The sequence below is a fragment of the Fibrobacter sp. UWR4 genome, from assembly GCF_003149045.1.
Classification (GTDB): domain Bacteria; phylum Fibrobacterota; class Fibrobacteria; order Fibrobacterales; family Fibrobacteraceae; genus Fibrobacter.
Window position 1 is genome coordinate 19,212 of record NZ_QGDU01000031.1, and the last position, 22,231, is coordinate 41,442.

Consider the following 22,231-nt stretch of genomic DNA (forward strand, 5'->3'; position numbering starts at 1 on the left):
GTCCGCGCAGGGTGTGGTGTTTGCTAGTAGAATGAATCTTTGATAATACAACTATTCATACTAGGCCTACACCGGATAGGTCTTGTGCGGGGTGAAAAACGTAGTATGAAAATGAGCGTTTGCGAGGATTAGTACTAACCGCCGGCTGTTTTCCTCAGGCAGTTGCCAGCCCGATGTTCTAGCTGCAGGCCTGATGTTCTCCGGTGGCTTGATTGTTTGGCTTGGGGCGGGGTGTTTTATCTTTCCTTGCGGAGCGGTAACTCGCAGAAATATCCTTGCTGGCGGAGGGTAGCGAGGATTTTCAGTTGATTGGGCTGAGATTCCTTGAGAATTCCATCTAGTACGAACTGAGGGAGGCGTTTAAGAGGACGGAATTCCTGAGGGATGTCTTCCATGTTGGCTAGCTGCCAGCCTACCAGAATTTTGTCGATGAATTGACCCCAGGGGAAATTATCTTTCGGGGTTAAATAGAATTGGGCGGGTTTCTTGCTGTCCTTGCCATCGATGAGGAGGGAACCGTCCCGAAAACACTTGAGGACACTACCCTGGCGCTCTTGATTATCTGTGGCGGCCTGCGGCGGAATAACGAGAACGATCTTCACGGTGAATCCCCCTTACGAACCGGCCTGCGGGGCTGCGTCCTGAGTTACAATTTGCGGGGCGGCGTCCTGAGTTACAATTTGCGGGGCTGCGTCCTGAGTTTCAATTTGCGGGGCTGCGTCTTGAATGTTGTTTACTTGAGGGGACGTTCGTGGTGCGGCGTCCTGCGGGTTAGTGCCCTGCGGGTTGGCGTTCAAATGCGCGGCGTCCTGCAGCGCTGTTTCCTGCGGGGCGATGCCTTGAAGGACGGGAAAATCCTGGCGATATTTTTTTAGCGGTTCCAGATGGACTTGACCGCGGATGATTTCTTCTGCGGAATCGCTGCCGGAGGCAATGACATTTCCCAGCGGGTCGATAAGCATGGACGTACCGGCCAGCTGTTTCGTGGGGTTACATTCCGAGGGGGAGACTCCGTTGACGGCGGCGATATACACCTGATTCTCGATGGCTCGAGCCCGTAGGAGAGTTTCCCAGTGGGCCTTCCTGACTTTGGGCCAGGCAGCCTGAACCGTAATGAGGTTGGCGCCCAACTTGACTGCGTCGCGGAACAGCTCCGGAAAACGCAGGTCGTAACAGATGACGGAAGCGATTTTCCAGTCGCCTATTTCGAATAAAGTAATAGAGTCGCCAGAGGCAAAACCGCGGTTTAATTCCGGGAAGAAGGGGTGGACCTTGTCGTAGGCGCTCACGGCACCGTTTCCGCCAGGCACAAATACTGCGGATCGATTGCGCAGTGCGGGGGAGGTTTCATCCTGCGCTGCCTCGCCGTTCCTTTTGGCGGAAACTTTTGCAATCCCCGCGCCAAACACGATGTCGCCTGTTTCGTTTGCCAACTGTTGCAAAAACTCTGCAGTCCCGCCGACGTTCCCATCTGCATTCCGCTCGACGCCATCTGCAGCCAACCCGCAATCTTCTGCATTCCGCCCGATGTTACTAGCGGCCAGCCCGTTGCAATCACCAGCCGTCACTTGGCTATCAAAATCTTCTGCGTATTTTTCGGGCTGCTGCGGAATATACCCGACGTCAAACATTTCCGGCAGTACAATCAGGCGGGGACACTTGCATCCCTCAGCCGACCTGACGCCACTTGCAGTCATCCCGCAACAGCCAGCGTCCAGCCCGACATCACCAGCGTCCATCCCGCGACAACCAGCGTCCAATCTGCAGTCACCCTCAGCCAACCTGGTATCGTCTGCGTCCAACCTGACGCCACTTTCTGCTTCCCCGCGACTATTCGCGTTCAGCTCGTAGGCCCCCGCGGTTTGTAGCAGGGTTTTGACCTTGGCGAAATTGGCGGTCTTTTCGCTTAAAAGGGATTCCATTTGGACGAGAATGATGTCTAACATACCCCGAAAATATAAAATATGCTGAGTTGGACGTTTCCGCCCTGCGCTTTTGGACAGTTAAAATTCTAATTTGGACGTATGATGTTTCGTTCCGTAATTTGCGTTCTCGTATTTGCCGCCTGCGCTGTTTTCGCTGCGACCCCCACGCTAATTTCCGGTGTGGTCCTGGAAGCGGAAACCGACCTGCCTATTAAGGGCGTTACCATCACTTACGCTTCTGGTAAGTCCGTTGGTGAAACTAACTCCGAAGGCCGCTTCGAATATACGGTCAACACCTCCAACGCCTCCCTGGTCTTTAAAAAGGATGGCTTCGACAGTGTCCTGGTGGAACTTCAGGATTTCGCAGACCTTTTTGACATGGTGGTGACTCTCAGTACCAACGTACGCAACCTGGGTGCCAGCACCATCATCGGTGGCGGTGCAGAAAAGGTCCAATGGAACGTCGAACGCAAGATCAATCTGGACAAACTGGAAGATGCCGCAGGCATGCGCTTCGACCTTACGGAACATCTGAGCCAGATGCCGGGTATTTCCGGCCAGAAGGATTTTAGTAGCGCGCTTTATTACGATGGCTCCCGCGCAGGGGACGTGGCCTATCACTTGGGCCGCCTCCGCATTCCTAACATGCGCCATCTGGATGTAGGCTTCCCCGGAAATCTCTCCATCATTAATCCGCACATCCTGAGCGGTATCGAAATTCACGACCACTACGGTGCAGGTCCCATTGGTCAGGGCCTTGCCACGTCCGTACAGTACCTGCCGGAACAGACCAAGGGTGAATGGGGCCTGAAGGGCGCCGCCGGCATTACCATGCAGGAAGTGGTGGTAGACGCCCCCTGGATGTTCTGGGATAGCTTCCGCTTCGCCTTCCGCCGTCTGGATGGTGAAATGCTCAAGAACCTGGGTGAAAAGTTCTTCACGGAATTCAACAAGCGCTCCGACGACTGCAAGGAATGCAAGGTCAAGAACTCCGATCCTTTCGATCTGGAAGCCATCGACGTCTACGCCCAGTTTAACGGCTCTGACTCCCTGGGTAACACTTGGGCCATCCGCACCCTCTACAGTTCCGACGTCTATAGCATTAGCCAGGATACATCCAACACCTACGACGAAGTCAACAACATTGACATTATCTCCGGCGAGCAGAACTACCTGGTCCTGGGACTGGAATACGATTCCCGCTTTGGAACCAGCTTCCACGGTGGCCTGGTCCGGGAATACATGAGCGATACCCTCCGCGATACCACCGGATTCCGCAACACCGCCGAAGGCATGAACAAGACATTCATCGACGGTTACGAACTGACCCACACCACCATTAGCGGCGGCGTGGACAAGAAGTACGATGAAAAACTCCTGGGCGCAAACATCAGCGGCGCCCTCCTTTACGAACACCACATCCTGGAACGCGACTATCCCGGCTTTGGCGCTCCCATTAGCGAAGACTACCAGACCGGCGTCATTTCTGGTGTAGGCCGTTTCAACTGGAAGCAGGACTACTCTCAGCAAATCTTCTCCGTAGGTGCGGTTGCTGACTGGGGCGAACACGATGCCGCTCCCACCGTTTCCTTGGATTACGAGCAGAACCTTTCCAAGGTAGATACCGCCTATTGGCGCCTGTTCGCAAACGCCGCCTATCGTGGTGACTGGAAGCCTTATCTGGACGATGGCGAACTGACTGGCCGCCTGGAAACCGGCGCTTCCGCAAAGGTGGGCCTGGGTTACAACTCCAAGTACATCGTGGGTCAGGGTGCCGTGTTCGGCCGTTACTATGTGGATCCCCTGCTGCCCATGCCTAAGGCCTACGCCCAGTACAAGGACATTACCCCTGTGGATTACGCCTGGGTCATGGGTGCATCCGGCAACCTGGAATTCAAGACCAGCCATCACTTCTCCATGGCGACCAACGTAAGTTCCGTCTATGGCGAATACGAACTGGACAACGGCAACTCCCTGCCCTGGGAAGCCAACTCCCGCTTCGACATCGTATCCCACTTCCGCTATTACCCCCGCAAGGATTCCATCGTGTCTGTGATCCTCACTCATCACGCCGCCTTGCACCGCCCGCTGTACTACTACCAGATCAATCCTTCCAATCCGGCCACCCGGGATAACGGCACCCGCTGCCTGAAGGACTTCAACAAGTTCACGGACCTGTACCGCACCGACGTCCGCGTGAACCTGGATCTGCACGGCAAGAAGAACTTCTTCCGCAGCGCCCGCTTCTACCTGGAAGTGGACAACATCTTTGCCAACCTGGATGTGGACGCCCTCAAGTTCCTGGGCTCCGAAAACGGCCGCGAACGCTCCTGGGTCACCCGCGATACCGACAAGGATGTGACCAACGGCTACGACCTGGTGCCCTTCATCGCCAAGGGCATGGGACTCTTCGTTCAGTTCGGCGTGGAAGTCATGCTGGGCATTTAGTTCGTGAAACAACTTGCTTTAATTTTTTTGGCCCTGGTTGGGTTTTGCTCCGCCCATCCTACGGACAGCCTGTTTGTTCCGCCGAAGCCTGCGGAACCCAAGCGCTTTTGCGAAGAGGTTCAACGCTGGATTGCCTACGCCGAAAAAAGCAAGGACCTGGTGGAAATCACCCACATGGACGGGCTCCGCATGGACTTACGTTACGGGACTTTTAACAACGTAACGGGTCACGATTTGTACTGCGGGGAACAGCGGGCATTTGTCCGCAAGGAAGCTTTCGCAATGCTTCAGAAAAGCATTGCCTACATGAAGAAAACCATGCCGGGTTCAGTGCTGGTAATCTTCGACGCTTCCCGCCCGATATACGCTCAGGCGGCCCTCAAGAAAACCGTCCAGGGCACCGCCTACTCCGCCTATGTTTCGTCCCCCGTGAAAGGCGGTCTCCATAATTTCGGGCTAGCTCTGGACCTGTCCATTACCGACGAAAACGGCAACCTTCTGGATATGGGCACCGATTTTGACTCCTTTGAACGTTGTGCTGGATCCGTAGGGGAGGCAGACGCCTTGAAGTCGGGCCGTCTCACTCAGGAACAAATCGCCAACCGCAATAAACTGCGCCGTGTCATGGGCCGCGCGGGATGGGTTCCGCTAGGTAGCGAGTGGTGGCATTTTAACGCCTATACCCGCGCCTATACCTACGAAAATTTCCCGAAATTCCCGCTCTAATTTGCCATATACCCCTCGCGACGCCACCTGACGCCCAAAAGATGCCACCTGACGCCCATCATATATTCTATAATTTGTAACGAAATGTTTAAGATTCGTCTTGTGGTCGGCGACGCCCCCTCCTGACGCTGGTGTGACGACCCCTCCTGACGCTGTAGTCTTTTTCGGCGGCTCTGGAACGAGACTGCCGATGCTGACCTTCGTCAGCATGACTGTGGCATGACGGGGGGACGGACGATGACAAATTGGAGAGAATATGAAATTCTTTGTAACGGGTGTAAATGGCCAGCTGGGCCATGACGTCATGAATGAACTGCTGAAGCGCGGCCACCAGGGGGTGGGTTCCGACATCGCTCCTGCATACGCAGGTGTTGCCGACGGTTCTGCCGTTACAACTGCGGAATATCGCCAGCTGGATATTACGGACTCCGTTGCTGTAGACAAGGTCCTTAAGGAAGTGAATGCGGATGCTGTCATTCATTGTGCTGCATGGACCGCAGTGGACATGGCCGAAGATGATGAACTGGTTGCGAAGGTCCGCGCCATTAACGCCGGCGGCACCCAGAACATTGCAGACGCTTGCCACCATCTGAACTGCAAGATGACCTACATCAGCACCGACTACGTATTTAATGGTCAGGGTACAGAACCCTGGAAGCCGGACTGCAAGGACTATAAGCCTCTGAACGTTTATGGCCAGACCAAGCTGGAAGGGGAGTTGGCTGTTGCTAACACTCTGGAAAAGTATTTCATTGTCCGTATCGCATGGGTGTTCGGCCTTAACGGCAAGAACTTCATTAAGACCATGATCAACGTCGGTAAGACCCACGACACCGTTCGCGTGGTAAACGACCAGATTGGTACCCCCACCTACACCTACGACTTGGCTCGCCTGTTGGTGGACATGAACGAAACCGAAAAGTATGGCTACTACCACGCCACCAACGAAGGCGGATTCATTAGCTGGTACGACTTTACCTGTGAAATTTACAAGCAGGCTGGCATGAACACCAAGGTGGTGCCCGTGACCACCGCAGAATATGGCTTGAGCAAGGCCGCCCGCCCCTTCAACAGCCGTCTGGACAAGAGCAAACTTGTTGAAGCAGGCTTTAAGCCCCTGCCCACCTGGCAGGACGCCCTCAGCCGTTACCTAAAGGAATTGTCGTAGAAAATATGAAGATCTTGGTAACAGGTGCAGCCGGTTTTATCGGCTCGAAATTGATGTACATGCTGGCTGAACGTGGCGACACGGTAGTGGGTGTGGACAACATCAATGACTATTACGACGTGCGCCTTAAGTACGGTCGTCTGCGAGAATGTGGCATTGAATACCATAACGCAGAAATTCCCTTCGGTACGGAAATCCAGAGCAGCAAGTTCGAAAACTGCCGCTTTATCCGCCTGTCCATTGACGATAAGGCCTCCCTGGATGAACTGTTCCAGAAGGAAAACTTCGACAAGGTGGTAAACCTGGCAGCCCAGGCCGGCGTCCGCTATTCCATTACCAACCCCTACGCCTACATGCAGAGCAACCTGGTGGGGTTCCTGAATATCCTGGAAGCCTGCCGCCATTTTAAAACCAAGCACTTGATCTTTGCTTCGTCTAGTTCCGTTTACGGCCTGAATACCAAGGTCCCCTATAACGAAACGGATAAGGTGGATTCCCCGGTAAGCCTTTACGCCGCCAGCAAAAAGAGCAATGAGCTCATGGCGCACTCCTACAGCAAGCTGTACAACCTGCCGGTAACAGGGCTACGCTTCTTTACGGTGTATGGACCCTGGGGGCGCCCCGATATGTCTCCCATGCTCTTTGCCAAGGCCATTAGTAAGGGTGAACCCATTAAGGTCTTTAATAACGGCGACATGATCCGCGACTTTACCTACATCGATGACATTGTGGAAGGCACCATCCATGTGGTGGACCGCACCCCCGATGCAGCCGCCTGCGAAAACAATGTGGCCTACAAGATTTATAACATCGGCTGCAGTCACCCCGTAAAATTGATGGATTTCATTAGCGAAATCGAAAATGCCTATGGGGAACCTGCTAAAAAGGAATTTTTGCCCATGCAGCCCGGTGACGTGTACCAGACCAATGCGGACACGACCCGATTGGAGACAGAATGCGGTTATAAGCCCCATTGGAGCCTCCATGATGGCATTTCTCAGTTCATGCAGTGGTATAAAAGCGATAAGAACCCGCTTAAATAGTTTATATTTAAAACGAAAGTTTACAAACAAAAGGTGGATTAATGAAGAATACTCTTAAAACCGTAGTTGCCGGCTCCCTGATGGCGGCCGGCCTTGCATGTGCCCAGACGGGCCTCGGTGGCGGTTCTGAAGGTTTGCACCAGATGAATGCAAACACTTTGGGCCAGTGGGGCGTGACCTTTGGTGCAGGTGGCAACATTTCTTTCGATAGCTGGGCTTTGGCCAGCGGCGGCTATATTTACGACAAGACCGCCAAGGAAGCCATTTACCTGAACGAATCCGCAATCTCCATCGATGCAAACGTCAATGCCGCCATCGGTCTTACCAACTGGTGGGACGTTGGTGTTGCTTTGCCCATTTACTTTGATATGGGTACCGACAACAAGAACCGCATTGGCGATAACGGCATGACCGACGTTGCCATTGGCGACCTGGAAGCCTGGATGAAGTTTAACCTGGTGGGCCGTAACGAAGGTTTCTTTAGACTGGCCTTGATGGCCAACTTCTACGCACCTACCGGTTCCGAAGAAGCTGGCTTCCGCCCCCGTCATTCCTGGTACTTGAGCAATACGACCACTCCTTACACCTTGGGCGATTACGCTGCCGGTGGTAGCCTGATTTTCTCCTTCAATGGTCGTAAGGTTCATTGGAATACTCAAATTGGTTATGTGCAGCCCTTCAATACAGACGACTATTCCGGCTCTGTAATTTATAGCACTGCATTCAATTACCTGCCTGCTAAGTTCATTGACCTGTTCCTGGAATTCTCCGGCGAAGCTCATATTAACGACATGCGCGCTCCCATTGACCCCACGGTTGATCCTATGATCATTACCCCGGGTCTTCGCCTCCACCTGTCCGACAATATTGACCTGGCTCTGGGTGTAGATGTGGGTGCCCGTATCTTCAAGAACCTGGAAATGGATGCTGTCAAGGATCGTGAAGAAAAGGATGGCTTTGAAATCAATGTCAAGGATAACAAGGGTACTCTTACCTATGGTTACTCCTCTTCTCCGCTGCTGGCTGCTACTGCTGCTGTTACCTGGAACTTTGGTGGCTACAACAACAAGGCCGAAGAAGAAAAGGCTCGCGTCAAGGAAATGATCGAAAAGCGTGCCCAGGAAAAGCTGGACTCCGCCATGGCATTGGTCAAGCCTGAAGTTCGCGTCGATACCGTTGCCAAGGTGGATACCATGGCTGTGGTGGATACCATTGCCAAGGTGGATACGGTCAAGACTATCGATACCGTGAAGACTGTAGATACCATTACCGTGAAGGACCTGGTGGCAGACTCCCTGAACAAGGCCAAGATGGACTCTGTCAAGGCTGTGAACGATTCCCTGGCTAACCTCTCTGCTGATGCCGATGGCGATGGCGTGCCCAATATGGTGGACCGTTGCCCGGATACTCCGGCTGGCATTAAGGTGGGCGCCGATGGTTGCGAAGTGGATACCGATAACGATGGTGTCGTGGATTCCAAGGACCAGTGCCCTGCTTCTACTCCTGGCGCTCCGGTGGATGCCAACGGCTGCGAAATCGACGAAGACGGTGACGGCGTTGTGGATGTAAAGGACAAGTGCCCCGCAACCCTCAGCGAAGTGGAAGTGGATGCCGAAGGCTGCCCCACCAACAAGGACGAAGACCTGACCAAGCTCCAGGCCCAGATCAAGTTCACCAAGGGCAAGGCTAAGCTGTCCAAGGCTACCATGAAGGTGCTGGACAAGGTGGTCGCCCTCAAGATGAGCCGTAAGGACCTGCGTATCGAAGTCCAGGCCCATACCGACGAAATGGGTGTGGATGCCGAAGACAATCAGGAACTGTCCGAAAAGCGTGCCAAGGCCATCATGGATTACATGGTCAAGAAGGGTGTTCCCTCCAAGCATGTCCGTGCCGTTGGCCTGGGCGATACCCAGCTGGTGGTACCTGTGAAGGCTCCCAAGAAGGGCAAGAAGTTCAAGGCTAACCCCAAGAACACCCGCGTAGTCCTTGCTCCCCATGTAAAGAAGCCTAAGGCTCAGCAGCCTGCAGCAGAAGCAGCCCCGGCTGCACAGCCCGCAGCCCCTGCCGCTGAAGCAGCACCTGCCGCTCAGCCTGCTGCACCGGCACCTGCCGCTGCCAAGTAAGCTTTATACATAAGAGCGTAACGAAGCCCGTTTCCTTGATTGGGAGCGGGCTTTTTTATATCTTTTTACTTACAAAATAGGAGCCTCTATGAAAGGTATCGTACTTGCCGGTGGTTCTGGCACACGCCTTTACCCCCTGACCATGGTCACCAGTAAGCAGCTGTTGCCTGTTTACGACAAGCCCATGATCTATTACCCTCTGTCCACCTTGATGTTGGCTGGTATTCGTGATATCCTCATTATCTCCACTCCTACGGATTTGCCTAACTTTGAACGGCTTTTGGGGGATGGCTCCTCCATGGGCTTGAACCTCTCTTACAAGGTGCAGCCTAGCCCCGATGGCTTGGCCCAGGCCTTTATTTTAGGGGAAGAATTCATTGGCGATGATTGCTGCGCCATGGTGCTTGGCGATAATATTTTCTATGGAAACGGCTTTAGCCCCCTCCTTAAGGCTGCCGTAAAAAATGCCGAGGAAAATGGCCGAGCCAGTGTGTTCGGTTACTATGTAGATGACCCAGAACGCTTTGGCGTGGTGGAATTTGACTCCGCAGGCAAGGTGATTTCTGTAGAAGAAAAACCAAAGGAACCTAAGAGCAACTACGCTATTACAGGCTTGTATTTTTACGATAATCGCGTGGCTAAGTTCGCCAAGGAGCAAAAGCCTAGCGCCCGTGGGGAACTGGAAATTACGGACCTGAACAAGACCTACCTGGATATGGGCGAACTGGATGTAAAGTTACTGGGTCGTGGTTTTGCCTGGCTAGATACTGGTACCATGGATAGCTTGATTGAAGCAGGTGATTTCGTTCGCATGGTAGAGAGTCGCCAGGGAATCCAGATTTCTGCAGTAGAAGAAATCGCTTACATTAACGGATGGATTACTAAGGAAAAACTTTTGGAATCTGCAGCCAAGTACGGCAAGAGCCCCTATGGCCAGCATTTAAGAAAAGTCGCAGAAGGAAAGATTAGGTATTAGTTAGGGTATAGGGTACAGGGTATAGGGTATAGGACTCAATCCCTAACCCCTAACCCCTAGACCCTGTCCCCTCAGACGAATTTATTACGAGGTTCTTTTATCATGGGAAAGTTTAATTTTATCAAGACATCTATCGAAGGTGTAACCATCGTAGAACCCACTGTTTACGGGGATCATCGTGGTTACTTTATGGAAACTTACAACAAGGCCGAGTTCGATGCTGCTGGCCTGGATATGGTTTTTGTTCAGGATAACGAATCCCGCTCCAAGAAGGGCGTACTCCGCGGTCTCCACTTCCAGAAGAAGAACCCCCAGGGTAAGCTGGTGCGAGTGCTGGAAGGTGAAGTCTATGACGTAGCAGTGGACCTGCGTAAGGGGAGCCCTACTTTCGGTAAGTACGAAGGGGTTGTCCTTTCTGCGGAAAACAAGCGCCAGTTTTACATTCCCGAAGGCTTTGCTCATGGCTTTGTGGTCCTGAGCGAAACTGCGACTTTCGTTTATAAATGCACTCGTCTTTACGACCCCAAGGACGAAGGCGGCCTCTTCTGGAACGACCCTGCCATTGGCATTGAATGGCCTGTAGAAAAATTGGGCAACGGCTTCGAACCCCTCCTCAGCGAAAAGGACACCAAGAACCCCCTGCTCAAGGACCTTGGCTTCGCGTTTGAAATTTAGGGTATAGGAATTAGAGACTAGAAATTAGAAACTAGAGATTAGGGTCTAGGGTACAGGGTATAGGGTATAGTTATGCCAGTAAAGAACTTCAAGGAATTGATTGTTTGGCAGAAGGCCATTCAGTTGGTTGTTAGTGTTTATGACCTTGTAAAAGAGTTCCCTAAGAGCGAAATGTTTGCTCTGTCTGATCAGATGAGGCGTGCTGTAGTTTCTATACCCTCAAACATTGCAGAAGGTTATGAACGAAATTCGGTGAAAGAATACATTCATTTTTTAACCATCGCTCGTGGATCAAAAGCCGAAATTGAAACACAGTTGCATATCTGCGAAGTATTAGAATTTGGAAATAAAGAAAAAGTAAAGGAGATTCAGTCTTTGTGTCTAGAAATTGGAAAAATGCTAAATAGAATGATTACTTCCCTAACCCCTAGACCCTAGCCCCTATCCCCTAACCCCTAAAGAAGGAGTATTCCTGATGAAAAACATCGTAATCACCGGTGGTGCGGGTTTTATTGGTAGCCATGTGGTGCGCCTGTTCGTGAACAAGTACCCGCAGTACAACATCATCAACCTGGACAAGCTGACTTACGCAGGTAACCTGGCTAATCTCAAGGATATTGAAGGCAAGCCTAACTACAAGTTCGTGAAGATGGACATTTGCGACTTCGACGCCTTCTACAAGCTCATGCAAGATGAAAAGGTGGATGGCATTATTCACCTGGCCGCAGAAAGCCATGTGGACCGTTCCATCAAGGACCCCTTCACTTTCGCCCGTACCAACGTCATGGGCACCCTGGCTCTGCTCCAGGCTGCTAAGCTCTATTGGGAATCCCTGCCGGAAAAGTACGAAGGCAAGCGCTTCTACCATATTTCTACCGACGAAGTCTATGGCGCTCTTAAGATGAACCATCCGGAAGGTATTGAGCCGCCCTTCACTACCACCGCCTCCAGTTCTGAATATCATCTGGCCTACGGTGACGACTTCTTCTACGAAACTACAAAGTATACCCCCCATTCTCCGTATAGTGCATCCAAGGCTGGCTCCGACCACTTTGTCCGCGCCTTCCACGACACCTACGGCATGCCCACCATCGTGACCAACTGCTCCAACAACTACGGCCCCTACCAGTTCCCGGAAAAGTTGATCCCGCTGTTCATCAATAACATCCGTCACAAGAAGCCTCTGCCAGTTTACGGCAAGGGCGAAAACGTTCGCGACTGGCTCTTTGTAGAAGACCACGCCCGCGCTATTGACGTCATCTTCCATAACGGAAAGATAGCCGAAACCTACAACATCGGTGGCTTCAATGAATGGAAGAACATAGATATTATCAAGGTGGTGATCAAGACTGTGGACAAGCTCCTGGGCCGCGCGGTCGGCGAGGACATGGACCTGATCACCTACGTGACCGACCGCCTGGGCCACGACGCCCGTTACGCCATCGATTCCACCAAACTTCAGAAGGAACTTGGCTGGGAACCCAGCCTCCAGTTCGAAGAAGGAATCGAGAAAACCGTAAAGTGGTACCTGGACAACCAGGAATGGCTGGACAACATCACCAGCGGCGATTACGAAAAGTACTACGAAAACATGTACAAGGGTAAGGTGTAAAGCGCCTCCACGTCATGTCGAGGGCTCTCGGCAATAGTTTTCATCCCGGCCTTGTTGCCGGGATTTTTTTTACAAAAAAAATCATTTTTTCGTGTACAAATCGGGTGAAAAAAACGTGTATATATATGGTTAGGTGAAAACATGCCTAGCCCCGCCTGGCAATGCAGCCGGCGGCACGAAAAAATATTTCTATGGAACTGCAATCAATTTTCACCGACTGGCAGGCGTTTTTCTCCAACTACAAAATTCTTTCACAGGACCTCCCCGAAAATGAGGTTCCGGAGCTTTTCCGCAAGAATGTCTTCATGGACGCAAGGTTTGACATCTCGTTCAAGTGGCTATTTGCCGATGTGGCGATCTTGCAGGATTTCTTGAACACAATCTTGAGGCTTGAAGGCGATGCGAAAATCAAGGCGCTGCGGCTTCGCCAAACGGATCTGAGCCTCATCCAGGCTTCAGATGACCTTGTGCGCATCGACATTCATGCGCAAAATGGTCGCGACGAGTGGTTTGACATTGAGATGCAGCGCTTTAGCCACACAGGCATCAAGGACCGTGCAGTGCTTTACGGGGCTGTGGTTGCCGCCGAGGCGCACCGTGAGGCGTTGCTTGCCTACCGCAAGGACTTCGCGAAGATCAGCACCGCAGCGCGCTACCATGTGCCTAAAGTGATCAGCCTCTGGCTCATGAACGAGGCGGTTGACGCAAGCTACGGCTACCGCGAGGAATGGGCCATGTATTGCAAAAGTAAAGTCGGTACCCCTGGGGTATTGCCTGAGAGCGATGTTTTAAGTTATATTTGGATTGACTTGCCGAAGTACAAGAAGGAACACGGCCTTTCCGCTGAGGAACGCGAGTGGCTCGATCTTCTTTGCAACAGCAAGGACAAGGACGACGTCCCGGAAACACAGAACGAGGCAATCCTTGCCGCATACGACAGGCTTCGTGTGCGCCGCACCCCGAAAGAAATTCTTGCCAAGATGGAGGATCGCATGGTAACACAATTCGACATTGACTGCTGCATTGACGACGCCCTCCGCAAGGGCCGCGAGGAAGGTCGCGAGGAAGGACGCGAAGAAGGTCGCGAGGAAGGTCGTGAGGAAGGACGCGAAGAAGAACGCCGAAGGTCCGAAGCGGAAATCGCCAAGCTGCAGGCGGAAATCGCTTCGTTGAAAAAGGCTCTCGCAAAAAAGAAGTAGCCCTGAAATTCTTGCCAAGATGGAGGATCGCATGGTAACACAATTCGACATTGACTGCTGCATTGACGACGCCCTCCGCAAGGGTCGCGAGGAAGAACGCCGAAGGTCCGAAGCGGAAATCGCCAAGCTGCAGGCGGAAATAGCCGCCCTCAAGGCGCAGCTGGCAGCACTGCAGAAATAGACTCAAGGCCCTCGCGGGCCTTTTTTTATACTATATTGAAAACATGTCCCCCGAACTCCCGGAAGCGCTTCGCCCCCCTAAGGAAATCAAGAGCGTCTGGACCTGCCAGGGATTCTATATCCAGCAGGACAACATCCGCATGAACGCCATGTGCGCAAAAATCACCAAGATGTTCATGGATCGGGGGCTGCACCCTATCATACTGAAAGGCCAGGCCAACGCAAGCCTGTACCCGGACCCCTTCTCTCGACAGTGCGGCGACATCGACGTGCTTGTGGAAGGAGGCCGGAAAAACGTCATTAGGCACCTGACCGAAATGGGACTTATGGAAGGGGCGGATGCGAACAGCCTTCACCATGTCCACCTGGATTCAAAACTTTTTGACGGTATCTCCATCGAGGTTCACTTTAAACCCGTCGAGTGCGCCCCTTTTGGCGCTGGCCGCCGACTGCTAAAATACCTGGAAGAGACCGCTGATTTTACAAAATGCAGGTACAACCCGCTAGGATTTTATGACCCCCCTCTGGAATTTGCGTTGGCGATGCAGCTGGCCCATATCCGCACGCATTTTATTGGCGGTGGGGTAGGATTACGCCAGTTTGTGGATTATTACCAGGTCCTAAAGTCCTGTTCGACAGAAATGATTCAACTCTTTTGCCATAAAACGAAGAAATTTGGCCTTGAACCCATGATTAAATCCATGATGTGGGTGCAAAAAACAGCTCTTTTCGTTGGAAGAAGAATCTTTGACCTGTAAAGCTGACCCGCTATGGGGCGAAAAACTGCTGAACCTTGTGATTGATGGCGGAAATTTTGGACGAGCCGCAGACCATGGCGAAGAAAGTACGTTAAAAAGATGGACCCGAGAACGAAAAAGCTCTGCGAAATATAAAAGTTTTGATTTGGTGGAGTATTTCTGGCTTGAAATAAGCTACTGGCATGCATTTTGTTGCTTTATGCCTCAACGCATTAAACGACGAAAGATCTCTATTCGTAAGTAACTCGTTGGTAGGATTGTTATTGTAAATCACGTTTTCAAAAACTTCACTATTGTAAGCATACCGTAACTTTTCTAAATTTCATCTAGAATGAATGTTCCGATTTGGAATAAAGGGATGGTGTAGTGGATATTGTAATCGAGTCAATACTGTGTCATCCTGGTCAAAGCGGGTAATCTAGAAGAAATTATAATGAATACTTTAGACAAGAACAGCAAGATTTATGTGGCAGGGCACCACGGTTTGGTGGGCTCTGCAATTTGGAACAATCTTAAGGCTCGCGGCTACAACAACCTGGTTGGCCGCACACACAAGGAACTGGACCTTACCGACCAGTACGCCGTAAAGAAGTTCTTTGACGAAGAACAGCCTGACGCAGTGGTGCTTGCCGCAGCATTCGTGGGTGGAATCATGGCAAACTCCTTGTACCGTGCCGACTTCATGATGATGAACATGAAGATCCAGTGCAACGTGTTCAGCGAAGCCTACGCCCACAACGTAAAGAAGTTCCTGTTCCTAGGTTCCACCTGTATTTACCCCAAGAACGCACCCCAGCCTATGAAGGAAGATGCCCTCTTGACCAGCGAGTTGGAGTACACCAACGAAGAGTACGCCATTGCAAAGATTGCCGGCCTCAAGATGTGCGAAAGCTATAACCTGCAGTACGGCACCAACTACATCGCTGTGATGCCCACCAACCTCTACGGTCCCAACGACAACTTCCACCTGGAAAACAGCCACGTAATGCCCGCCATGATGCGCAAGGTGTACCTGGCAAAGCTCATTCACGATAACGACTGGGCTAGCATCAAGGTAGATATGGACAAGCGCCCGGTAGAAGGCATCAACGGCGACGCCTCCCAGGAAGAAATCCTCAAGGTTTTGGCCAAGTACGGCATCGAGAACAACAAGGTGACCCTTTGGGGCACCGGCAAGCCCCTCCGCGAATTCCTGTGGAGCGAAGACATGGCCGACGCATCCGTGCATGTTCTCTTGAATGTGAACTTCAGCGACATCATCGGCATTGAAAAATACTCCAGCGTACATTACGGCGCAAGCGTGGATGGTGCGGTAGACCGTAACCACAGCGCAGGCCGCGGCGGCGCCATCCCCAAGCTGGGCGAAATCCGCAACTGCCACATTAACGTGGGCACCGGCAAGGAACTGACCATCCGCGAACTGAGCGAATTGGTGGTCAAGGCCGTAGGCTTTGAAGGCGAAGTGTATTTCGACTCCAGCAAGCCTGATGGCACCATGCGCAAGCTTATTAACGTGGACAAACTCCATAGCCTGGGCTGGACCCACAAAGTTGAAATTGACCAGGGCGTTCAGAAGCTCTTCGACTGGTACAAGGAAAGTTTATCTCGCTAGCGTCATTCTGAGCGAAGCGAAGAATCTAGAAAAGCATTTATAAATAAGAAGGAAAAACAAAGAATGACAAAGCGCAACGTTGCACTTATCACCGGTGTTACCGGCCAAGATGGCTCCTACCTCTCTGAATTCCTCCTTTCTAAGGGTTACGAAGTCCACGGCATTATCCGCCGTTCTTCTGTGGACTATCGTGAACGTATCGCTCATTTGGAAGGCTCCCCGAATTTCCATCTTCACTATGCCGACATGGGTGACTCCATGAGCTTGGTGAAGGTTGTTGGCAAAGTCCAGCCTACCGAAATCTATAACCTGGCTGCACAGAGCCACGTTCAAGTAAGCTTCGATTCCCCGGAATTCACTGCCGACGTAGACGCAACCGGCGTACTCCGCATTTTGGAAGCCGTACGCACCAACCATTTGGAAAAGACCTGCCGCATTTACCAGGCAAGTACCAGCGAACTTTATGGCAAGGTTGAAGAAGTTCCCCAGAACGAAAATACTCCCTTCCACCCCTATAGCCCCTATGCCGTTGCAAAGCTTTACGGCTATTGGATCATTAAGGAATACCGCGAAGCCTACGACATGTTCTGCTGCAGTGGCATCCTGTTCAACCACGAATCTGAACGCCGTGGCGAAACCTTTGTGACCCGTAAGATTACCCTGGCCGCAGCACGCATTGCCCAGGGCAAGCAGGATTGCCTGTACCTGGGTAACCTGGACAGCCTCCGTGACTGGGGCTACGCCAAGGATTACGTGGAATGCATGTGGCTGATTTTGCAGCACGACAAGCCTGAGGACTTTGTGATTGCCACCGGCGTACAACACACCGTTCGTGAATTTGCAACCCTTGCCTTCCACCATGCAGGCATTGAACTGATTTGGGAAGGTGAAGGCATTAGCGAAAAGGGTATCGACGCAAAGACCGGCAGAACCGTTGTAGCCGTATCCGAAGACTTCTACCGCCCCACCGACGTTGTGAACCTTTGGGGCGACCCCACCAAGGCTAAAAAGGAACTTGGTTGGAACCCCCAGACCACAACCTTCGAGCAGCTTGTTGCATTAATGGTGGACCATGACATGCGCAAGGTTGCCGCAGACGAAGCCGCCAGCCGAGTACACACCAACCTGGCCGAATACCTGGAAAAGGGATTGGTAAAATAAAAACACAAGTCCATTCTTTCACAACCCACTCCCAAATACATGACCGCAATCAATTCGAACAACAAACGTCTTGCCCAAAATACTGTTTTTATGTATTTCCGGATGTTTGTAATGATGGCGGTCAGCCTATACACATCAAGAGTTGTTCTACGGGTGTTGGGTGCGGAAGAATACGGCCTCTACAATGTCATCGGCGGAATCATAGCCATGTTCGGTTTTTTGAACGGAGCTATGACCAATACTACATCAAGGTACATAACCTTCTTCTTGGGCCAAAAGAATTTCAAACGTCTTTCCGACGTTTTTTCAATGTCATTCATAATCCACGCTACCATTGCATTGATAATCATTCTCTTGGGGGAGACAATAGGTCTTTGGTACCTATACGAAAAACTCGTCATACCGGATGGACGATTTCAAGCTGCTTTTTGGCTATATCAGTTATCTATTGCATCAGCTGTAATTGGGATTTTATATGTGCCATTTAACGCAACAATTATTGCACACGAAAAAATGAGCGCTTTCGCCTATATTTCAATCTTAGATGCAATATTAAAGCTCTCTATCGTCTTTGCGTTAATTCACGCTCCGTATGATAAACTTATCTTCTATGGCGTCCTCATATTCTTTGTACAAATCATCGACATTGCAATATACTTTGGCTACTGCAAAATAAAATTTAAAGAAACAAAATTGCATTTCTATTGGGATTCTAGATTATTTAAAGAAATGTTTGGTTTTGCAGGTTGGAGTCTCTTAGGTAATTTTTCATTTTTTTTCTTCAATCAAGGCATCAATTTGATGTTAAACGCATTCTGCGGGCCTGCGGTAAATGCTGCAAGAGGTATTGCAGTTCAGGTTGATGGGGTAATTAAGAACTTCGCATCAAATGTTCAAACAGCAATCAATCCGCAAATAATAAAATCCTATGCGGAAAATAACCATGAAAGAATGTTTACGCTTGTATTCGCGAGTTCTCGTTTTTGTTTCTACTTACTTTTCGTTCTATCACTGCCTGTTATGGTCGAAGCGAGCTCAATTTTACAACTATGGTTAGGACAAGTCCCTGATCATACAGTAAATTTCATCAGAATTACTCTTGCCAACGTGATATTAGACGCCATAGTTAATCCAATGTTCACGACAAATCTTGCCACAGGAAAGGTTAAAATATATCATATCTGTATAAGTATTATTTCTTACGGGTTTATGCCTATCACATACTTTGCCATAAAATATTCTTTACTTCCTGAAAGTGTTTTTGTATGTACGCTTTCATGTACCGTAATTGGCATTATTGCAAGAATTTTCATAATAAAATCACAGGTAGGCATGCCTATTTCAACTTATATGAAAAAAGTCCTATTACCAATATTTATTGTCACCATGCTGTCAGCGACCCCAGCAGTCTGTATTCACAACATACTTCCTCAAAGTTTCACATCATCAATCATCTCAATAACATTTTGCGTTTTCTCCGTAATTGCAAGTACCTACTTTTGGGGCATAACAAAGCAAGAAAGAACTTTCGTTAACAAAAAAATATTGGAGGTTGTCAGCAAACATGCCTTCTAAGCTAATAAAAATTTCTGCAACATTGAATAAGTTGTTCAACGCCTTGGTGTATCGTTTTTGGTCGTATCTTTATCTTCTTTACAGGCCTTATGTAACGTACAAAGCAAAAAAAATTCGAAAAAAAAATAAAATCAGAGTTTTATTTATTTTGGCTGAACTTGGATCTTGGAAAACAGAAGCACTGTTTAAGGCTATGCTAAAGCATCCTAGATTTGAAGCAATACTTGGAGTAACAACATCACAAGAGGTACCCGGTTCAAAACAACCTCTTATTGACTATATAAAATCCAAGGGATATGATTACATAGATCTTGATAATGGGAAAAATGTCATAGAACAAATAAACCCTGATATCAAATTCTATTACAAACCGTACAGCGGTTCATATCCCATATCAATAGGTTTCAAAAAACATCTTCGTTCACTAACATGTCATATTCACTATGCATTCAATACAGGCAGTGACTTTTGGGCTTTTGGCCACCTGGTTTGCAAATATTCATGGTTTGTCTTCTTAGAAAACGAAGCCGTTTACAAAACACGATTATCAGTAAAAAAGATTTACCACGGCAACGTTGCAATAACAGGCTACCCGATGCAAGATCAATTATGTGCAAGTAAAACCAATTACGCCAATCCATGGAAATCCTGTGGTGAAAAGAAAAAAATCATTTATGCACCACACCATTCTTTTCCAGGAACAAACGGAATAGGTATTGAATACGCAACATTTTTGGTATTCGGGGAATTTTTACTTAAAATGGCCGAAAAATATAAAGACTCCGTTCAATGGGCATTCAAACCCCACCCGACTCTTTATCCCAAACTGATAAAGAAATGGGGCAAACAAAAAACGGACCAATACTATAAAACATGGGAATCTTTAGAAAACACTCAAATTGAACTTGGAGAATACGCAGGTTTATTTAAACATTCTGACGCAATGATTCATGATTGCAGCTCTTTTACCGTTGAATATATGTTTAGCCAAAACCCAGTTCTTTTTTTACAACTGGACGCAAAGCAAACTGACCGACAGGGAGAATTCGGGCATGAAGCATTCCTTGCTCACTACTTAGCATCTTCAGAGAGTGCTATCGAATCATTTATAAAAAATGTAATCGCAGAAACAGACCCACTACGAGAAAAACGCATCTCGTACTACAACAAATACTTACTGCCCCCGAACAACAAATCAGCATGCGACAACATTATCTCTAAAATTTTAAATGACTAACAAGGACTAGAAATGAACATAGCTTTATTAACCGCAGGTGGAGTTGGCAACAGAATGGGACAGGACATCCCAAAGCAATTTATGTGCATAGACAACCAACCCGTCATCATTTACACTATGCAAGCATTTCAGTATCACCCTGAAATAGATGCTATCGCTGTAGTCTGCCTTCCCGGTTGGAGCGTGATTCTACAAGCATACGCAAATCAATATAACATAACGAAGCTAAAATGGATTTTTGACGGGGCAGATTCAAATCAAGGGTCCATTTACAACGGTATAACGGGACTTAAAAAAAGCGGCTGCTCTGATGACGATATAATCCTTGTTCATGACGGTGTTAGACCTCTTGTTGATCCCAGAATTATCACAGACAATATTGCAACATGTAAAGAGTTTGGCTATGCAGTCACTGGACTAACATGTAAAGAAGCCATCATGGAACTTGTCGGCCAAACGGTAACCGACATCGACATTCCTAGAGAACGACTTGTTCGAACCCAGACTCCCCACACGTATAAATTAAGCACACTCCTAGAAGCCCACCAAAAAGCCATTTCTCAGGGAATCACAGATACAGTTGCATCATGCACCTTACTGGCTTTAACCGGAGTAAAAAATCAACATATTGTTGAAGGTTCTGAAAAAAACGGATTAAAATTAACAAGGCCCCAAGATGTGGACTTATTTAAAGCACTCATCCACACAAACCCAGAACCCTGGATGAAATAACATATAATCCCATGAGTTATCAAAGTGACATATTAGAAGCAGCAAACCAAGACCTTCCTCGGGAAAAGCTTCAAGGGAAAAACATTCTTGTGACTGGAGCCACAGGATTAATTGGTTGTTGTATCGTCGAGACGTTATTAAAGCATCTCAATCTAAATTTACATGTCTACGCATCGGGACGAAGCGAAGAAAGAATAAAAACAATCTTCAAAAATTACCTTAATTCAAACTATTTTCACTTCTTAAAGCATGACATTCTAAACCCACTCGAATGCGACATCGATTTTCATTATATAGTTGCAGCCGCAGGGGTTGCATCTCCACAACTTTACTCAACAGACCCAATTAGTGTAATAAAATCAAATCTTTGGGGCATTGACAACATACTCAAATATGGAATCAATCACCACTTGGAAAAATTTGTTTATGTTTCTTCCGGAGAGATATACGGAGAAGGCGATGGGCGTGATTTTACAGAAGACTACAGCGGCTACGTAAACTGCGCCTCTTTAAGAGCATGTTACCCATCTGCGAAAAGGGCATCTGAGTCTCTGTGTATCGCATATAGTCACCAGTACAATGTAGATCTTTGTATAGCCAGGCCGTGTCATGTTTATGGGCCAAATTTTTCCGATACAGACAATAGAGTCTACGCTCAATTTATGAGAAATGTTCTTAATGACGAGAATATCGTATTAAAAAGTTCAGGGAATCAGTATCGATCTTGGTGCTATGTGGTGGACTGTGCTTCCGCTATATTACATATCATGTTAAAAGGAGGTAATGGTCAAGCTTACAACATTGCCGACCCATCATCAAACCTGTCAATCAAAGAATTAGCAGAAATGATAGCCTCCTGTGGTCATAAAAAAGTCGTATTTGAAATCCCTACCGACGCCGAGAAAAAAGGGTTCAACACGGTGACGAAATCCATTTTTTCAATCGCGGATTCTCATCGTCAAGTAAATCCGATCTAGGCTGAAAACAAAAAAAATCCCTAGAAAGTGAATTCTAGGGATGGTTAGGTTTCTAACTTGCGTTTTCGACCAAGAAAAGGACAAGCGATGAGACTTAACCGAGA

The 22,231-nt window shown here is 49.2% G+C and carries 21 protein-coding genes; 19 read left to right on the forward strand and 2 right to left on the reverse strand.

Translation table 11 applies throughout. The annotated features are described in order from the left end of the window. Positions 1-236: 236 nt before the first annotated feature. Both BGX12_RS12110 and BGX12_RS12115 read right to left on the reverse strand, forming a co-directional pair. Positions 237-602: a hypothetical protein gene (locus BGX12_RS12110; protein WP_109736319.1), complete on the reverse strand. Its 366-nt coding sequence runs from the start codon at positions 600-602 to the stop codon at positions 237-239. 12 nt (positions 603-614) lie between these two features. After that, positions 615-1,946 (reverse strand): nitrilase-related carbon-nitrogen hydrolase, encoded by a 1,332-nt coding sequence (locus BGX12_RS12115; protein ID WP_109736320.1) that lies wholly within the window; start codon positions 1,944-1,946, stop codon positions 615-617. Between the two features lie 78 nt (positions 1,947-2,024). Here BGX12_RS12115 and BGX12_RS12120 point away from each other — a divergent pair, with 78 nt between their 5' ends. The 19 genes from BGX12_RS12120 (at position 2,025) to BGX12_RS12200 (ending at position 22,127) form a co-directional block, all read left to right on the forward strand. Next, positions 2,025-4,373, forward strand: a complete 2,349-nt coding sequence (locus tag BGX12_RS12120) for a hypothetical protein (protein ID WP_109736321.1) — start codon at positions 2,025-2,027, stop codon at positions 4,371-4,373. A 3-nt stretch (positions 4,374-4,376) separates the two neighbouring features. After that, positions 4,377-5,099, forward strand: a complete 723-nt coding sequence (locus tag BGX12_RS12125) for a M15 family metallopeptidase (protein ID WP_233246384.1) — start codon at positions 4,377-4,379, stop codon at positions 5,097-5,099. Between the two features lie 256 nt (positions 5,100-5,355). Next, on the forward strand, positions 5,356-6,267 hold the full coding sequence (gene rfbD / locus BGX12_RS12130) for a dTDP-4-dehydrorhamnose reductase (protein ID WP_109736322.1): 912 nt from the start codon (positions 5,356-5,358) through the stop codon (positions 6,265-6,267). Positions 6,268-6,272: 5 nt separating this feature from the next. Beyond that, positions 6,273-7,310: an NAD-dependent epimerase/dehydratase family protein gene (locus BGX12_RS12135; RefSeq protein ID WP_109736323.1), complete on the forward strand. Its 1,038-nt coding sequence runs from the start codon at positions 6,273-6,275 to the stop codon at positions 7,308-7,310. Positions 7,311-7,351: 41 nt separating this feature from the next. After that, entirely contained in the window at positions 7,352-9,433 is a 2,082-nt protein-coding gene (locus BGX12_RS12140) for an OmpA family protein (RefSeq protein WP_109736324.1), read from the forward strand. A gap of 88 nt (positions 9,434-9,521) precedes the next feature. Next, positions 9,522-10,409: a glucose-1-phosphate thymidylyltransferase RfbA gene (rfbA, locus tag BGX12_RS12145; protein WP_109736325.1), complete on the forward strand. Its 888-nt coding sequence runs from the start codon at positions 9,522-9,524 to the stop codon at positions 10,407-10,409. 102 nt (positions 10,410-10,511) lie between these two features. Then, complete coding sequence (rfbC, locus tag BGX12_RS12150) at positions 10,512-11,084, forward strand: dTDP-4-dehydrorhamnose 3,5-epimerase (RefSeq protein WP_109736326.1); 573 nt, start codon at positions 10,512-10,514, stop codon at positions 11,082-11,084. A 72-nt stretch (positions 11,085-11,156) separates the two neighbouring features. Then, a complete protein-coding gene (locus BGX12_RS12155; protein ID WP_109736327.1) occupies positions 11,157-11,522 on the forward strand; it encodes a four helix bundle protein in 366 nt (121 codons plus the stop codon). 37 nt (positions 11,523-11,559) lie between these two features. Continuing rightward, positions 11,560-12,696, forward strand: coding sequence for a dTDP-glucose 4,6-dehydratase (locus tag BGX12_RS12160; RefSeq protein WP_199220771.1), 1,137 nt, complete (start codon positions 11,560-11,562; stop codon positions 12,694-12,696). A gap of 191 nt (positions 12,697-12,887) precedes the next feature. Next, positions 12,888-13,895 (forward strand): PD-(D/E)XK nuclease family transposase, encoded by a 1,008-nt coding sequence (locus BGX12_RS12165; RefSeq protein WP_158278242.1) that lies wholly within the window; start codon positions 12,888-12,890, stop codon positions 13,893-13,895. Between the two features lie 31 nt (positions 13,896-13,926). Next, the gene (locus BGX12_RS15545; RefSeq protein ID WP_158278243.1) at positions 13,927-14,076 is read left to right on the forward strand and encodes a hypothetical protein; all 150 of its coding nucleotides are present in this window, start codon (positions 13,927-13,929) and stop codon (positions 14,074-14,076) included. A gap of 43 nt (positions 14,077-14,119) precedes the next feature. After that, positions 14,120-14,833, forward strand: coding sequence for a nucleotidyltransferase family protein (locus BGX12_RS12170; protein ID WP_109736330.1), 714 nt, complete (start codon positions 14,120-14,122; stop codon positions 14,831-14,833). Then, the gene (locus BGX12_RS15350; protein WP_146196332.1) at positions 14,808-15,077 is read left to right on the forward strand and encodes a hypothetical protein; all 270 of its coding nucleotides are present in this window, start codon (positions 14,808-14,810) and stop codon (positions 15,075-15,077) included. The genes BGX12_RS12170 and BGX12_RS15350 overlap by 26 nt, the downstream gene beginning before the upstream one ends. Positions 15,078-15,266: 189 nt before the next feature. Then, the gene (locus BGX12_RS12175) at positions 15,267-16,445 is read left to right on the forward strand and encodes a GDP-L-fucose synthase (protein WP_109736331.1); all 1,179 of its coding nucleotides are present in this window, start codon (positions 15,267-15,269) and stop codon (positions 16,443-16,445) included. A gap of 63 nt (positions 16,446-16,508) precedes the next feature. Then, the gene (gene gmd / locus BGX12_RS12180; RefSeq protein WP_109736332.1) at positions 16,509-17,606 is read left to right on the forward strand and encodes a GDP-mannose 4,6-dehydratase; all 1,098 of its coding nucleotides are present in this window, start codon (positions 16,509-16,511) and stop codon (positions 17,604-17,606) included. 111 nt (positions 17,607-17,717) lie between these two features. Next, complete coding sequence (locus BGX12_RS12185) at positions 17,718-19,181, forward strand: lipopolysaccharide biosynthesis protein (RefSeq protein ID WP_146196333.1); 1,464 nt, start codon at positions 17,718-17,720, stop codon at positions 19,179-19,181. 22 nt (positions 19,182-19,203) lie between these two features. Beyond that, entirely contained in the window at positions 19,204-20,418 is a 1,215-nt protein-coding gene (locus tag BGX12_RS12190; protein WP_158278244.1) for a CDP-glycerol glycerophosphotransferase family protein, read from the forward strand. A 12-nt stretch (positions 20,419-20,430) separates the two neighbouring features. Further along, on the forward strand, positions 20,431-21,150 hold the full coding sequence (locus BGX12_RS12195; RefSeq protein ID WP_109736335.1) for a 2-C-methyl-D-erythritol 4-phosphate cytidylyltransferase: 720 nt from the start codon (positions 20,431-20,433) through the stop codon (positions 21,148-21,150). Between the two features lie 11 nt (positions 21,151-21,161). After that, complete coding sequence (locus BGX12_RS12200) at positions 21,162-22,127, forward strand: NAD-dependent epimerase/dehydratase family protein (protein ID WP_109736336.1); 966 nt, start codon at positions 21,162-21,164, stop codon at positions 22,125-22,127. The last annotated feature ends 104 nt before the right edge of the window (positions 22,128-22,231 follow it).

Excerpts from the sequence above, each read along its gene's own strand:
- BGX12_RS12115 (WP_109736320.1), bottom strand. The coding sequence starts at position 1,946 with ATGTTAGACATCATTCTCGTCCAAATGGAATCCCTTTTAAGCGAAAAG.
- BGX12_RS12170 (WP_109736330.1), top strand. The coding sequence starts at position 14,120 with ATGTCCCCCGAACTCCCGGAAGCGCTTCGCCCCCCTAAGGAAATCAAG.
- BGX12_RS12135 (WP_109736323.1), top strand. The coding sequence starts at position 6,273 with ATGAAGATCTTGGTAACAGGTGCAGCCGGTTTTATCGGCTCGAAATTG.
- BGX12_RS12155 (WP_109736327.1), top strand. The coding sequence starts at position 11,157 with ATGCCAGTAAAGAACTTCAAGGAATTGATTGTTTGGCAGAAGGCCATT.
- BGX12_RS12175 (WP_109736331.1), top strand. The coding sequence starts at position 15,267 with ATGAATACTTTAGACAAGAACAGCAAGATTTATGTGGCAGGGCACCAC.
- rfbC (WP_109736326.1), top strand. The coding sequence starts at position 10,512 with ATGGGAAAGTTTAATTTTATCAAGACATCTATCGAAGGTGTAACCATC.
- BGX12_RS15545 (WP_158278243.1), top strand. The coding sequence starts at position 13,927 with ATGGTAACACAATTCGACATTGACTGCTGCATTGACGACGCCCTCCGC.
- BGX12_RS12140 (WP_109736324.1), top strand. The coding sequence starts at position 7,352 with ATGAAGAATACTCTTAAAACCGTAGTTGCCGGCTCCCTGATGGCGGCC.
- BGX12_RS12195 (WP_109736335.1), top strand. The coding sequence starts at position 20,431 with ATGAACATAGCTTTATTAACCGCAGGTGGAGTTGGCAACAGAATGGGA.
- BGX12_RS12165 (WP_158278242.1), top strand. The coding sequence starts at position 12,888 with ATGGAACTGCAATCAATTTTCACCGACTGGCAGGCGTTTTTCTCCAAC.
- BGX12_RS12120 (WP_109736321.1), top strand. The coding sequence starts at position 2,025 with ATGATGTTTCGTTCCGTAATTTGCGTTCTCGTATTTGCCGCCTGCGCT.
- BGX12_RS12160 (WP_199220771.1), top strand. The coding sequence starts at position 11,560 with ATGAAAAACATCGTAATCACCGGTGGTGCGGGTTTTATTGGTAGCCAT.
- BGX12_RS12185 (WP_146196333.1), top strand. The coding sequence starts at position 17,718 with ATGATGGCGGTCAGCCTATACACATCAAGAGTTGTTCTACGGGTGTTG.
- gmd (WP_109736332.1), top strand. The coding sequence starts at position 16,509 with ATGACAAAGCGCAACGTTGCACTTATCACCGGTGTTACCGGCCAAGAT.
- rfbD (WP_109736322.1), top strand. The coding sequence starts at position 5,356 with ATGAAATTCTTTGTAACGGGTGTAAATGGCCAGCTGGGCCATGACGTC.
- rfbA (WP_109736325.1), top strand. The coding sequence starts at position 9,522 with ATGAAAGGTATCGTACTTGCCGGTGGTTCTGGCACACGCCTTTACCCC.
- BGX12_RS12200 (WP_109736336.1), top strand. The coding sequence starts at position 21,162 with ATGAGTTATCAAAGTGACATATTAGAAGCAGCAAACCAAGACCTTCCT.